Annotated in this window: 13 protein-coding genes and 1 pseudogene; 7 read left to right on the forward strand and 7 right to left on the reverse strand. The window is 69.5% G+C overall.

The genetic code is table 11. The features are described from left to right. The coding region (locus G6048_RS21935) for a glycosyltransferase family 4 protein (protein ID WP_165341289.1) at nt 1–1,210 on the reverse strand (1,210 nt) is incomplete at its 3' end. 194 nt (nt 1,211–1,404) lie between these two features. Between G6048_RS21935 and G6048_RS21940 the strand changes: the two genes are divergently transcribed. The 5 genes and pseudogenes from G6048_RS21940 (at nt 1,405) to G6048_RS21960 (ending at nt 6,087) form a co-directional block, all read left to right on the forward strand. Next, the gene (locus G6048_RS21940) at nt 1,405–2,052 is read left to right on the forward strand and encodes a response regulator transcription factor (RefSeq protein ID WP_165341290.1); all 648 of its coding nucleotides are present in this window, start codon (nt 1,405–1,407) and stop codon (nt 2,050–2,052) included. Nucleotides 2,053–2,379: 327 nt separating this feature from the next. Further along, nucleotides 2,380–2,507 (forward strand): annotated as a pseudogene (locus G6048_RS21945) (winged helix-turn-helix domain-containing protein); the annotation flags it as partial. Between the two features lie 227 nt (nt 2,508–2,734). Next, nucleotides 2,735–3,514 (forward strand): ABC transporter ATP-binding protein, encoded by a 780-nt coding sequence (locus G6048_RS21950; protein WP_165341291.1) that lies wholly within the window; start codon nt 2,735–2,737, stop codon nt 3,512–3,514. Nucleotides 3,515–3,526: 12 nt separating this feature from the next. Next, nucleotides 3,527–4,837 carry an ABC transporter permease gene (locus G6048_RS21955; protein ID WP_165341327.1) on the forward strand — a complete coding sequence of 437 codons (1,311 nt, stop codon included), beginning with the start codon at nt 3,527–3,529 and terminating at the stop codon, nt 4,835–4,837. A gap of 41 nt (nt 4,838–4,878) precedes the next feature. Beyond that, the gene (locus G6048_RS21960; protein WP_165341292.1) at nt 4,879–6,087 is read left to right on the forward strand and encodes a MalY/PatB family protein; all 1,209 of its coding nucleotides are present in this window, start codon (nt 4,879–4,881) and stop codon (nt 6,085–6,087) included. A 21-nt stretch (nt 6,088–6,108) separates the two neighbouring features. On the opposite strand, the gene G6048_RS21965 is transcribed toward G6048_RS21960, so the two are convergent. From G6048_RS21965 to G6048_RS21975, 3 genes are all read right to left on the reverse strand, one after another. Then, nucleotides 6,109–6,312: a hypothetical protein gene (locus tag G6048_RS21965; RefSeq protein ID WP_165341293.1), complete on the reverse strand. Its 204-nt coding sequence runs from the start codon at nt 6,310–6,312 to the stop codon at nt 6,109–6,111. Nucleotides 6,313–6,377: 65 nt separating this feature from the next. Further along, complete coding sequence (locus G6048_RS21970; RefSeq protein ID WP_408056152.1) at nt 6,378–7,154, reverse strand: transglutaminase domain-containing protein; 777 nt, start codon at nt 7,152–7,154, stop codon at nt 6,378–6,380. Nucleotides 7,155–7,214: 60 nt separating this feature from the next. After that, nucleotides 7,215–8,687, reverse strand: coding sequence for a SulP family inorganic anion transporter (locus G6048_RS21975; protein WP_206341937.1), 1,473 nt, complete (start codon nt 8,685–8,687; stop codon nt 7,215–7,217). A gap of 328 nt (nt 8,688–9,015) precedes the next feature. On the opposite strand from G6048_RS21975, the gene G6048_RS21980 reads away from it, so the two are divergent. Continuing rightward, on the forward strand, nt 9,016–9,420 hold the full coding sequence (locus G6048_RS21980) for a MerR family transcriptional regulator (protein ID WP_165341295.1): 405 nt from the start codon (nt 9,016–9,018) through the stop codon (nt 9,418–9,420). 316 nt (nt 9,421–9,736) lie between these two features. Continuing rightward, nucleotides 9,737–10,933, forward strand: coding sequence for an RNA-guided endonuclease InsQ/TnpB family protein (locus G6048_RS21985; RefSeq protein ID WP_165341296.1), 1,197 nt, complete (start codon nt 9,737–9,739; stop codon nt 10,931–10,933). A 71-nt stretch (nt 10,934–11,004) separates the two neighbouring features. Here the strand turns inward: G6048_RS21985 and G6048_RS21990 are convergent, their stop codons facing one another. The 3 genes from G6048_RS21990 to G6048_RS22000 all read right to left on the reverse strand — a co-directional run bounded on the left by G6048_RS21990 (nt 11,005) and on the right by G6048_RS22000 (nt 13,366). Then, nucleotides 11,005–12,321, reverse strand: a complete 1,317-nt coding sequence (locus tag G6048_RS21990) for a diacylglycerol/lipid kinase family protein (RefSeq protein ID WP_165341297.1) — start codon at nt 12,319–12,321, stop codon at nt 11,005–11,007. Nucleotides 12,322–12,400: 79 nt separating this feature from the next. After that, a complete protein-coding gene (locus G6048_RS21995; protein ID WP_165341298.1) occupies nt 12,401–12,868 on the reverse strand; it encodes a DUF7144 family membrane protein in 468 nt (155 codons plus the stop codon). Between the two features lie 30 nt (nt 12,869–12,898). Further along, a complete protein-coding gene (locus G6048_RS22000; protein WP_165341299.1) occupies nt 12,899–13,366 on the reverse strand; it encodes an SHOCT domain-containing protein in 468 nt (155 codons plus the stop codon). Nucleotides 13,367–13,444 lie beyond the last annotated feature (78 nt).

Consider the following 13,444-nt stretch of genomic DNA (forward strand, 5'->3'; position numbering starts at 1 on the left):
GACGACATCCGTGGCCGTCGAACACCCGCCGCACCTTTCGCTTCCACTCCTCGATCCGCGCCTTGCGCCGCACAGCCCTCAGTTCCCTGAACAGCCCCTCGTAGCGCGCCACGATCGGCTCCGCGTCGTACCGATGTGCGCTCTCCAGCGCCGCTCGCCCCATCTCCCGTCGCGCCGACTCGTCCGCGATGAGATCGAGCATCGCTTCCGAGAGGGCGCGGGCGTCGCCCACGGGGACGAGGCGGCCGTTGACGCCCGGGGTGATGATCTCGGCGGGGCCGAGGGGGCAGTCCGTGCTGATGACGGGCACGCCGCAGCGCATCGCCTCGACGAGTGTCATCCCGAACGACTCCGCGTCCGAGGCGCTGACCACGAGTGAGGACTGGGCGAACTCCGCCTCGATGGGGGTGCGCGGGCCCATGAGCTGGGCGCGGCCGGTCAGGCCGAGGCCGTCGATCAGTGACTGGAGGTTTTCCTTCTGGGCCCCGCCGCCGTAGATCCGCAGCCGCCACTCCGGTTCCTTCGGGGCGACCGCCGAGAACGCCTCGATCAGCAGGTCGAACCGCTTGCCGGGTACGAGCCGCCCCGCCGCCGCGATCACCTTCGCGTCCCCGGTGGAGGGCGCCACGCCCTTCGGCGCGGGCACGATGTTCGGCACGGCGGTGACCCGTACGCCCGGCAGCGGCATCCGCTTCCGGTACACCTTCGCGTCCGCCTTCGTCGTCGTCACGAGCGCGTCCAACCGGCCGTACTCCTCGGCGAGTACGGCCCGCAGCTTCTTGCTGTGCGCGTCGTGGCTCAGGTGCTCCTGGCCGATGCGCAGGGCGCGGGGCGGGGCGAAGCGGGAGACGTAGACGTTGACGCCGGGGCGGGTGCCGATCACCACATCCGCATCGCAGTCCGCCAGGTAGTCACGTACGCGGATGTCCGTCAGGCGGTTGTACTGCTTGGACCGCTTGTCGGCGGAAGGGAAGTCGGTCGGCGGCTCCGCGTGCAGAGGGTCCGCGAGGTCCGCGCTGCCGTCTCTTGTGTCCACGAGCGGTACGAGCGTGATGCGGGGGTCGACGTCGAAGCGCGGCACGTCCCGGTGGCGCGACATCGACACGATCGTGACCCTGTGCCGGTCGGCGAGCGCCGACGCGAGGTTGAGTGTGGTGCGGACGGTGCCCCCGATGGCGTACGCGTTGTGCAGCAGAAACACGATCCTCATGCGTTTCGCGGCCTTCCTACGCTTCATACCGTGCGTGCCTTCCCCGTCGCGGCTCTGGTCGCCCATGGTCCACGGGAGACAGTGGCCGGGCGAGGTGAGCCACCGGTCCCAGCGGGGTGAGAACCGGGTAAGAGACCCGGTCGTACCCCTGCTCATCAGGTACTACGTGTCCCAGGCCTTGGCAGACTGGTCGTGTGCCCCACAACGTGCTGCTCGCCGAGGACGACCGTGCCATCCGCCACGCCCTGGAACGTGCCCTGACCCTTGAAGGGTACGAGGTGACGGCCGTCGCCGATGGCGTGGAGGCTCTCGCGCAGGCCCATCGCAGTCCGCCGGACGTCCTCGTGCTCGACGTGATGATGCCGGGCATCGACGGCCTCCAAGTGTGTCGCGTGCTGCGTGCCGAGGGCGACCGTACGCCGATCCTGATGCTCACCGCGCGCGTGGAGACCGCCGACCGCATCGCCGGCCTGGACGCCGGAGCCGACGACTACGTCGTCAAACCCTTCGACGTGGACGAGGTGTTCGCCAGACTGCGGGCACTGCTGCGACGTACGGACCTTCCGGTCGGCGTACCCGGGGGACAGCAACGCATGCCCGGCGCCCAAGTCGCGGTGGCGTGGTTGCGCATCGCCTCGCCAGCCCGGCGCGTCTGGCGCGGAGAGCGTGAGATCGACCTCACCTGCACGGAGTTCGACCTTCTGGAACTCCTCGCACCGGTCCAGCATCGCCTCCGTGAACACTCCACGACGGTTTTTAGTCACAAACACCAAGTGGACATGGAGGTTGTAGACCACCTGACGACCGGTTCTGACCTCTGTGTTCGGCTTCCAGCGAGGTGACATAAACCGACGCTAGCGTCGACGCCCATGGGGCAACAGGACAGCCAGCAGGGGCTGGTAAAGCGGCAGTTCGGGCATCGTGCCCGGCTGGCGCTCGACCCTGCCCAGGTGGCGGTCCTGGACGCACAAGGGCATGCGGCGCGCACCAGCGTGCGGCTGGGAAGGCAACGCCGACACCAACGCCGCCCACACGGTGCTTCACCGATACCGGACGGGCCACGCGCTCGTCCCGGCTGCCGGGAGGGCAGTCGTCAGGCGCGCTTCGCACGGCGTCAAACCCGCCACCGCAAGGTAGGCAGGAATCTCCCGGATCCATCCGGGAGAGAGCTTCAAGACCGCATCTGGGGCTACGACTTCGGCCCCGGCTCCAAGAACCTCGCCGTGTACGTCGGTACCTGCGACGCAAGTTCGACGAGCCGGGTGCGCCCGGGCTGATCCACACGGTGCGGGAGGTGGCGACGGCTCACGGGGGTGAGCCGTTCGCCCGGCGAAGGGAGGGCGGAGGTTCGGCGACCGGCTTCACGGTGAGCGGTACGTGAGGGGGGTTCCCGGTGGATGAGGTGTCGCTGAGTACACCTCCCAGTACGGGTTCTGCGCCCAATGTGCCCGGCCCGCGCCCTCCGTAGCGTCATTCGCGTGGCACAGCGAGTGCCACGGAAGCCTTCACCGGAGGTCGACGACCATGCTCAGCCGAACCCAACGCCCGCCCAACACCACCCCCACCGAAGCCCTACGCCTGGTCAAGGTCACCAAGACCTACGGCACCGCCGACAGCAAAGTAACCGCCCTGGAAGACGTGACCCTCAGCCTCCCCCGAGGCACGTTCACCGCCGTCATGGGCCCCTCGGGCTCCGGCAAGTCCACGCTCCTCCAGTGCGCGGCGGGCCTGGACGCCCCGGACACCGGCATCGTCATGGTCGACGGCACGGAGATGACCGGCGGAACGGAGGCGCAACTCACCAAGTTCCGCCGCACCCGCATCGGCTTCGTCTTCCAGCAGTACAACCTCCTGGACACCCTCACCGTCGCCCAGAACACGATCCTCCCGCTCAAACTCGCCCGCCGCCGCGTCAACCGCAAGCGCGTAGAGGAGATCCTCACGGCCGTCGGCCTCGAAGGCCGCCTCGGCCACCGCCCCGACCAGCTCTCCGGCGGCCAGCGCCAACGCGTGGCCATCGCCCGAGCCCTTGTCACCGAACCCAGCGTGATCTTCGCCGACGAACCCACCGGCGCCCTGGACACCCGAAGCGCCCGCGAGGTCCTTCACCTGCTGCAGGAGGCGGTACGGATCCACGACCGCACGGTGGTCATGGTCACCCACGACCCGGTGGCGGCCTCGTACGCCGACGCGGTCCTCTTCCTGGCCGACGGCCGCCTGGTGGGCGAGATGCGCCGCCCGACGGCGGACGCGGTCGCCGAACGCCTGGCGCACCTGGGCGACGACGTACCGGCGGGGGTGTGACCCGTGTTCACCATGCTCGCTCTCGCGATGCGTTCCATCCGCCAACGCCCCGGCCGCTTCACCGCGACCCTCCTGTCCGCCTTCCTGGGCGCGACGATCATCATGACGTTCAACTCGATGCACGACACGGCCGGCGCGAACGGCGTCGACGCGACGAGCGCGGAGACCCTGTCCACCGCGGCAGGAGTGGTCGGCGGCTACGGCACCCTGCTGGTGTTCTTCGCCATCGCCTCCACCCTCACCGTGAACGTCCGCCAACGCACCGCCGAAATCGACCTGTTGCGTTCCTCGGGCGCGACCCCGACACAGATCAAACGCATGATCGTGGGGGAGTCGGTGGCCGTCGCCCTCCTTGCCGCACTGCTCGCGATCGCCCCCGCGATGCTCGGCGGCCACGCACTGCTGTCCCTCTTCCAGGACAGCGGCCAGGTTGCCGACTCCGTCGACTACTCCTTCGGCCCCGTCGCGCTGATGTCGGGCATCAGCATCACGCTCCTCGCCTCGGCGGGCGCGGCGTTCCTCGCGGTACGGCGGGCGACACGCAGGCGCCAACCCGCGGGGAAGGGACGGAAGTTCTTCACGTACGCGGCCCTGGCCCTCGGCGGCCTGGCGGCCTGCTCCACCTTCGCCTTCTCCGCGACCGACCCCGCGCTGATGGCCCCGCCCGCGTACGGCGCGATCCTCCTCGCGATCGGCTTCGCACTCCTCTCGCCGAAGCTGCTGCTGGCCGTACTCGACCGCCTCCCGTTCTCCGGCCCGAGCGGCTACCTCGCCGTACGGAACATGCGGCAGCGCGCGGCCCAACTGTCCGGTGTCCTCATGCCGTTGATCCTCTTCACCGGCATGGCGACCGCGACCCTCTACATGCAGGCCGTGGAAAACGACGCCATCGACGCGTCCGGCGTCCCGAAGTCCATCGACGCCAAGAACCTCGAGACGCTCAACCTCACGGTCGTCGGCATCATCGTGGTCTTCTCCTGCATCATGCTGATCAACTCCCTGTACGCGGCGACGACTTACCGCAGCCGCGAGTTCGGCCAGCAGCGCCTCGCGGGCGCGACACCCGGCCAGGTCCTCGGCATGGTGGGGGTCGAGTCCCTCGTCGTCACGGCGACGGGCGTGTTCTTCGGCACGGCGGCCGGCCTCGCGGGGATCATCCCCTTCACCGTGGTCCGTACGGACTCACTCCTCCCGGACCAGGGCCTCGGCACCTGGCTGGCCATCGTCGCGACCGCCACGGCGGCGACCTTCGTGACCAGCCTCGCCACGGCCCGTTGCACGCTTCGGACACCGGCGGTGGGCGCGGTGACGCTGGTCGCGTGAACGGGCGTACGAAGGAGTCGCAGAGGGGAAGAATCTTCCACATGCTGCCTAAAACCACCCCTGACGCCACTCCCGCCGCTCCCGCGCACCCGGGAGCCCACCCCAACCCGCTCGGCCGGCTCTCCCTGGACGAACTCCGCCGCCGTACGAGCATGAAATGGCGCACCTACCCGGAGGACGTACTGCCCCTGTGGGTGGCCGAGATGGACGTCCCGCTCGCCGAGCCGGTCGCGCGTGCCCTCACGGACGCGATCGCGCTCGGCGACACGGGTTACCCGGCCGGGACGGCGTACGCGGAGGCGCTGGCGGAGTTCGCCGGGAAGCGGTGGGGGTGGGACGACTTCGCCGTGGAGCGTACGGCGATCGTGCCGGACGTGATGCTGGGCATCGTCGAGATGCTGAAGCTGGTGACGGGGCCGGGAGACCCGGTGGTCGTCAACTGCCCTGTCTACCCGCCGTTCTACCAGTTCGTACGGAACATGGACCGCACCCTGGTCGAGGCCCCGCTGGGCGAGGACGGCCGCCTGGACTTCGCGGAGCTGGAGTCGGCGTTCGACCGGGTCACCGAGGGCGGGCGCCGCCGGGCCGCATACCTGCTCTGCAACCCGCACAATCCCACCGGCACGCTGCACACCACCGCCGAACTGACCACCGTGGCAAGGCTTTCCCACACGTACGGCATACGAGTCGTGGCCGACGAGATCCACGCCCCGCTCGTGTCGCCGGGCGCCCGCTTCGTCCCGTACCTGACGGTCCCCGGCGGCGAGAACGCCTTCTCCCTGATGTCCGCCTCCAAGGCCTGGAATCTGGCGGGCCTGAAAGCGGCCCTGGCCATCGCGGGCCCCGACGCGGCCGCGGAGCTGGCCGAACTCCCCGAGGAGGTGAGCCACGGCCCCAGCCACCTGGGCATCCTGGCCCACACGGCGGCCCTCCGGGACGCGGGTCCCTGGCTGGACGCCCTGCTCCTGGGCCTCGACGAAAACCGCCGGCTCCTGTCCGCCCTCCTGGCCGAACATCTGCCTTCTGTCCGCTACGAGCCCTCCGAGTCCACCTACCTCGCCTGGCTGGACTGCCGGGCCCTGCCCCTCGGCGACGATCCGGCGTCCGTCTTCCTGGAACGGGGCCGAGTCGCCCTGAACTCCGGCATCCCCTTCGGCACGGGCGGCGCAGGACACGTACGCCTGAACCTGGCGACGTCTGGGGAACTGCTCACGGAGGCGGTGCGGCGGATGGCGCGGGCGGTGGGCTGAAGCGCCGGCTTGAGCGCTGGGTCATCTCACCAGTCGTGCGAGCAGCGTGGTGAGGTCGACCAGGAACTGGAGCCAGGGGCGGGCCCGCTCGGCCCGCCGGCCCAGCCGCCGGACCCGGCCACCGGACCGCCGTTCCTCCCGCCGCTGCAGCGCCCGGTCCCGAACCCGCTGTAAGGCCTCGATCCGCCGCGTCCCGAACCGCTTACGTCGCGTACGTCGCGTCATGGCGAGACGCTAACGAGCCCCGCTTCCAGGACGCAGGAGGCGGGATCGCCAAAGAGGCCGGACGGTTATTGGCGGTAACCCGTAATTGCGGGAAGCCGGGCGCCCGCGCTCCAGCGCGCCAGCACGGGCTCCAGGAGGATGCGAGCCGTGCGGCACAGCGTCTGCCCGTGCCGCGCGAAGAGCTCGTCACGAGAGTCGAAGTACCCGAGATCGACAAGGACTTGAGCGGACAGATCGCACGCCGCGCCGCCGCCCTGCGCCCCGCAGCTCACCGACCCGGACCAGTCCACGCCGACCCGCGCCACCGCATCGAAGAGCGTCTCGCCGCCGCGGTTGCTGAAGGCCTCGCCCTCGGCCACGGGCTCGAACAGCTCCCCGATCGGCACCCACTCCCGATCGATCAGAAACTCGGGCCAGGCAAGCAGCACCCGCTCCGGAACCAAGCGCTTGAGCCGCGGAAACCGCGGATACCAGAAGGCCCCGTCAACCAGCAGCCCCCGCACCCGCGTCCGTACACCCACCGCCCGAGCAACAGCCTCCAGCACAGCCATCCGCTGACTACAGGAACCCCGCCCCAGCCGCAGCGTCCGCGAGGCCGGGTGCCGGTCCTCCACGGAGTACACCGGCCGCACCTCACGCGCGATGATCCCGTGCGCCACCCGAAGCACCGCACGAGCATCGGCACCCGGCCCCGCCTCGCGCCGTACGCGCTCCACGAGGGCCGCCACGACGGGCTGCTCCCAGTCCAGAATGGCGGTGGCCCGCGTCGAACCGCCCACGCCGGCCGCCGTTTCCGGCCGAACCTTCGCGCCCCGCCACGGCATCAACAATCGACTGGTCACGCCCCACCCCCGCCTCCGGCTCCGTTTGCCAGCAGCGTATGTGAGAGGTCGTGCCGCCGGTCAGTGGCTTGCGAGCTCCCCGCTGAGCGTGCCGTGGATCCGTGCGCTGGGTTCGTTCAGGCCGCTGATCTCGACGGTCTTGCCGCGCTGGGCGTACTTGGTCTCGATGGCGTCCAGGGCCGCGACGGAGGAGGCGTCCCAGATGTGGGCGGCGGAGAGGTCGATGACGACTTGGTCGGGGTCGGTGGCGTAGTTGAACTGGCCGACGAGGTCGTTGGAGGAGGCGAAGAACAGCTCACCGGTGACCCGGTAGACGACCGTGCTCTCGTCGGGGTCGGTGACGGCGGTGACCTCGGCGAGGTGGGCGACGCGCTTGGCGAAGATGACCATCGCGGTGATCGAACCGACGACGACGCCGATGGCGAGGTTATGGGTGGCGACCACGCACGCGACGGTGATCACCATGACGGTGATCTCTCCGGCCGGCATCCGCCGAAGTGTCTTCGGGGCGATGGAGTGCCAGTCGAAGGTGGCCGCCGACACCATGACCATCACCGCGACCAGCGCGGCCATGGGGATGTCGGAGACGACCGGCCCGAAGACGATGCACAGCACCATCAGGAAGGCCCCGGCGAGGAAGGTGGACAGGCGGGTGCGGGCGCCGGAGACCCGTACGTTGATCATCGTCTGGCCGATCATCGCGCAGCCGCCCATGCCGCCGAAGAAGCCCGTGACGATGTTGGCGACGCCCTGGCCGAGGGACTCGCGGGTCTTGGAGGAGTGGGTGTCGGTGATGTCGTCGACCAGTTTGGCCGTCATCAGCGACTCCATGAGGCCGACCAGGGCCATGGCGAGTGCGTACGGGGCGATGGTGGTGAGCGTGTCGAGGGTGAACGGCACGTCCGGCAGGCCGGGCACGGGGAGGGAGGAGGGCAGGTCGCCCTTGTCGCCGACGGTCGGTACGGCGATGCCGGCCGCGATGGTGATGACGGTGAGGATGGCGATCGACACCAGCGGAGCCGGGATCACCGTGGTGACCTTCGGGAAGAACACCATCAGCGCCAGACCGGCGGCGATAAGCGGGTACACGGGCCAGGGCACGTCCGTCATCTCCGGCACTTGCGCCATGAAGATGAGGATGGCGAGGGAGTTGACGAAGCCGACCATCACGCTGCGCGGCACGAACCGCATCAGCTTCGCCACCCCGAGCGCGCCGAGGACGATCTGGAAGACGCCGGCGAGGATCACGGCGGCGACGAGGTAGCCGAAGCCGTGCTCGCGGTTGAGCGGAGCGATGACCAGGGCGACGGCGCCGGTGGCCGCGGAGATCATGGCGGGACGGCCGCCGACGATCGCGATGGTCACGGCCATCGTGAACGAGGCGAACAGCCCGACCGCCGGATCGACCCCGGCGATGATCGAGAACGAGATCGCCTCCGGGATCAGCGCCAGGGCGACCACAAGACCGGCCAGCACCTCGGTACGCCAGACCTTCGGGTCGGACAGCCAGGACGGACGGCGGGGGCCACGCATCCAGGCGGCCGGGGACAGTGCGGAGGAAGACAAGACGAGGGGAACCTGTCGTGCTCGGGCGCCGCCCGCATCACAGCGGGCGCGCAGGGAGGTGTGGAGGGCGGGGACCGCGCTCCACGAGGCGAGGTCAGTGGGCGGCACTTCGCTGGGGGCTTCGTCGGCCCCGACACGGCTACGGTCACGGGACGACATCCCGCACCATGGCTCACCATGGGAACGGACACGGCAGGCGGCCGACCCGACACCAGGGCAACTCTACCCTAACGTTAGAGTAGAGATCGGCGCGGGCCCCCGCGGCAGCGGCGAAAGACGAGGAAGGGCACCCCGCGTGAGCAGCGAGCACATGCAGATCGGCGAGGTCGCCGCACGGACCGAGCTGTCGCTGCGCACCATCCGGCATTACGAGGACACCGGCCTCGTCATCCCCTCCGCCCGCTCACAGGGCGGCTTCCGCCTCTACACCGAGTCCGACGTGGCCCGCCTGATGGTCATCCGCCGCATGAAGCCCCTCGGCTTCACCCTCGACGAAATGCGCGCCCTCCTCGATGCCACGGACCGCCTGGACTCCGGCGAGGAACTGCCACCCGAGCAACGTACGGACCTGCTGGAACGAATCCGCGGCTTCGAACAGGCCGCACAACAACGGGTCGAGGACCTACGCACCCAGCTGGCCCGCGCGGAGGAGTTCGCAGCCACACTGTCCGCGCGCCTTGAGCGGACTCCCACTCCCTGAACCCGCATACGACGAAGGCGGGACCCGAAAACCCGCCCGAACTCTACGAACCTTTCAGTTTGGGACCCCCAAGGCGGCTCCCAAACCACCGCCCAAGCCGCCCACTCCTGTCCTGCTGACGCCCCGGCTCGTCGTCCGGGCGAGCGGCTGAGTCGCCCCGCCGCACCCGCCGCACCCACTTCACCCTGCCGAACGGCTCCGTAGTCCGTTCAGCCAACACCTGCGATCCCGCTCATAGCCCCCTAGCGCGGCGGCGGATCGCAGTGCCTTGACCCGCAGGTTTGATCTTCACCTACTGTTGGGCTAGTTTGTGAGAGTGCCCGCGAACCATGCGAAGCGGGCGTTCAAGTACCGCTTCTATCCGACCGATGCGCAGGCAGCCGAGCTGTCGCGCACGTTCGGTTGCGTGCGCAAGGTCTACAACCTGGCGCTCGCCGCCCGCACCCAGGCCTGGGCGCGGCAGGAGCGGGTCAACTACAACGCCACCTCCGCGATGCTGACGGCATGGAAGAAGACCGAGGAACTGGCGTTCCTCAACGAGGTGTCGTCGGTGCCGCTCCAGCAGGCGCTGCGGCACCTGCAGACCGCGTTCACCCACTTTTTCGCCAAGCGGGCGAACTACCCGCGTTTCAAGTCGCGGAAGAAGTCGCGAAAGAGCGCGGAGTACACCACCAGCGGATTCCGCTTCCGCGACGGGGAAGTGACCCTGGCGAAGATGACCGGACCGCTGGACATCGTGTGGTCGAGGCCGCTGCCCCTGGGAGCGAAGCCGTCGACGGTGACCGTTTCCCAGGACGCGGCCGGACGCTGGTTCGTCTCCCTGCTGTGTGAGGACCCGGCCGTGAAGCCGCTTCCCGCCACCGATGCGGCGGTCGGAATCGATGTCGGCCTGGACTACCTGCTGACCCTTTCCACCGGGGAGAAGATCGCCAACCCCAGGCACGAACGCCGCGACCGCGCCTGTCTCGCCAAGGCTCAGCGGGAGCTGTCCCGCAAGGCCAAGGGCGACGGAACCAACCGGGCCAAGGCACGGCGCAAGGTCGCCAAGGTCCACGCCCGGATCGCCGACCGGCGCCGCGACATGCTCCACAAACTCACCACTCGGCTCGTGCGTGAAAACCAAACGCTCGTGATCGAAGACCTGACCGTGCGCAACATGGTCAAAAACCACACGCTCGCCCGGGCCATCTCGGACGCGAGCTGGAGCGAGTTCCGCTCCATGCTGGAGTACAAGGCGGCCTGGTACGGGCGGGAAGTGATCGCGGTGGACCGCTTCTTCCCCTCCTCCAGGCTGTGCTCCGTCTGCGGCACCTTGCAGGACAAGATGCCGCTCAGCGTCCGCACCTGGACGTGCGACTGCGGTACGACCCACGACCGGGACGTGAACGCGGCGAACAACCTTCTGGCCGCCGGGCTGGCGGTGACAGTCTGTGGAGCCGGTGTAAGACCTCAACGGAGAACTCCGGACGGGCAGTCGGCGACGAAGCAGAAAACCCCACGGCGCGAGCCGTAGGAACCCCCTCATTTACGAGGGGGAGGAAGTCAACATGAAGCAGTTCTTCGAGTTGTCAGTCAGTCAGTCAGTCAGTCCGAGTCCCAGTCCCGATCCCCGTCACGGCCCAGCGCCAGCCGTGCCACCCGCGGCCAGTCGGCCGCCGCACCGCTCGCCCGTGGCGTGCCGGGGCGACGGCGTGGCACGCGGACCCGGAGTGCCCCGGGCGCGCTGCGGCACACGACGGGTGACGGCAGAACGACGTGCTCTCCGTCGATGCCGACCGGGAGGGTGTCCGTGTCGGCTTCGACGACGACTTCCCCGGCGCTCAGCCGGACGAGTCCCCCGGAGCGCGGACCGCGCACCATGCGCGCCGCCTGAGCGGTGTTGCCGACCCGCACGCACACCACACCGAGGAGTCCCGAGTCCAGCCGCTCCCTGCGCCCCGGACGGGCCGCGTCGACGGCACGTCCGTAGGGATTGTTGCTGACGAGCAGCGCCTGAAGTCCGTCGACGTACGTCCGGTCGGCCCGCGTCCGCAGCCTGGGCGCGTCCTCGCCGGTGAGGAGGCCGGGGAGGGTGCGCAGGGTCGTGCGGGCTTTGGCGTCCCGGTACGCGGGGTCGGTGACGACGGACGCGTACGTGCCGAACGAGGCGTTGTTGACGAAGACGCGGTCCGCTGCGTATCCGAGGTCGATGCGGAGTTCGACGCCGTGGGTCAGGGCTTCCAGGGCTGCCGCCGGATCGTCGCGGTCGAGGCCGAGGTCGAGGGCGAAGTGGTTGCGGGTACCCGCGGGAACAACCACGAAGGGCAGGTCGTGGCGTGCCGCGACCTCGGCCACCAGCGCCTGGGTGCCGTCGCCGCCTGCCACCGCCAGGAGATCGGCTCCCTCGGTGACGGCCTGCCGGGCCAGTTCGGTGACGTCCTGGTGCCGGCCCACGTCGAGCAGGACCACACGGCAGCCCGCGGCCCGGGCCTTCTCCACCAGGTCGAAACGACCCACCTTGCCGCCCCCGGAGCGCGGATTCATGAGGACCCAGGGGGCGCGGGGCGTCTCGGTGACAGCCTGTTCGGAGGCGGTGTGACCAGGTGCCAGAGCCGTACGTGCCGCTGTGAGGGCCAGTACCCACAGGGCCAGGGACACCAAGGCCGGCCCCAGCATGCCGAACGTGGCGAACAGTGCGAGGACAGCGAGCGGCGCGGTCACCGACAGGGCGGCGCCGAGCGCACGGACCACTCCGGTGTGCGCCAGCGTCCACCACACCCCGACGGCCGCGAGCGCCAGCCCGGCGATGCCGACCAGTGCCCACAGCACGCTCCGCAGACCGGCCGCCACGAGCGGCACCAGGATGCTCCCCAGCAGGGCGAGCACGGCGAGGCGAGCCCGTCCGGCACGGCCCTCGCGCACCGTTGCGGTCCCCGCCTCGCCCGGTCCTCTCGCGTTCCCGTCGCCGTGTGGTCCCACCCGTCGGCCCTTCTCCTGTGCCTCACACCTTGTGCGGCGGGCGCTCCTCGGACAGTGGGCGCTCCTCGGACAGGTCGAAGAGGTTGTCGCGCTGGACCACGCACAGGGCCCAGATGATGAAGCCCGAGAGCGCGATCATCACGATCGACCACACCGGGTAGTACGGCAGGGAGAGGAAGTTGGCGATGATGACGAGTCCGGCGATGGCCACGCCGGCGACACGCGCCCACACCGAGACCTTGAGCAGCCCGATGCTGACGATCACGGCGACCGCGCCCAGAGCGAGGTGGACCCAGCCCCAGCCGGTCAGGTCGAACTCGAACACGTACTGGCGCGTCGTGACGAAGATGTCGTCCTCGGCGATGGCCATGATGCCCCGGAAGATGTCGAGCAGGCCGACGAGAAAGAGCATCACGGCCGCGAAGACCGTCAGGCCGGTTGCCCATTCCTGCTTCGCCGTAGGTTCCGGCCGGGTGTGTGTTGCGGTCATCTTGCGCCTCGATTCGGGGTGTGCGGATGCTCAGCGACCGGGGGTGCGGACGGTGGAGCCGGCGTGCTCCGCCGGGCCGTGGCCGGTCAGGACCAGTTCCTTGGCCCTGCGGAACTCCTCGTCCGTGATGTCGCCGCGGGCGCGGATCTCGGACAGCTTGCTGAGTTCGTCGGCGCTGCTGGGTCGGCCCATGCCGCCTGCGGCCTCCCTGATGTGGGCGTCGAAGGCCTCCTGCTGGGCTCGGGCCTGCGCTATCTCCCGGTGGCCCATGTGCTTGCCGCGGGCGATCACGTAGACGAAGACGCCCAGGAAGGGCAGCAGGATGGTGAACACCAGCCAGCCGGCTTTCGCCCACCCGCTCATCGCGTCATCGCGGAAGATGTCGACGACGATGCGGAAGAGCAGGACGAACCACATGATCCACAGGAAGAACAGGAGCATGCTCCAGAAGACGCTCAGCAGGGGATAGTCGTACGCCAGGTACGTCTGCGCGCTCATGTCTCGTCTCCGTCCCGGGCGCTCGCCCGGCCGCCGTTGTGTGCTGTCTTCAGCGTGTGCACGGCCAGGGCCGGTTGG

The sequence above is a fragment of the Streptomyces ureilyticus genome (assembly GCF_011045025.1).
Taxonomy (GTDB): domain Bacteria; phylum Actinomycetota; class Actinomycetes; order Streptomycetales; family Streptomycetaceae; genus Streptomyces; species Streptomyces ureilyticus.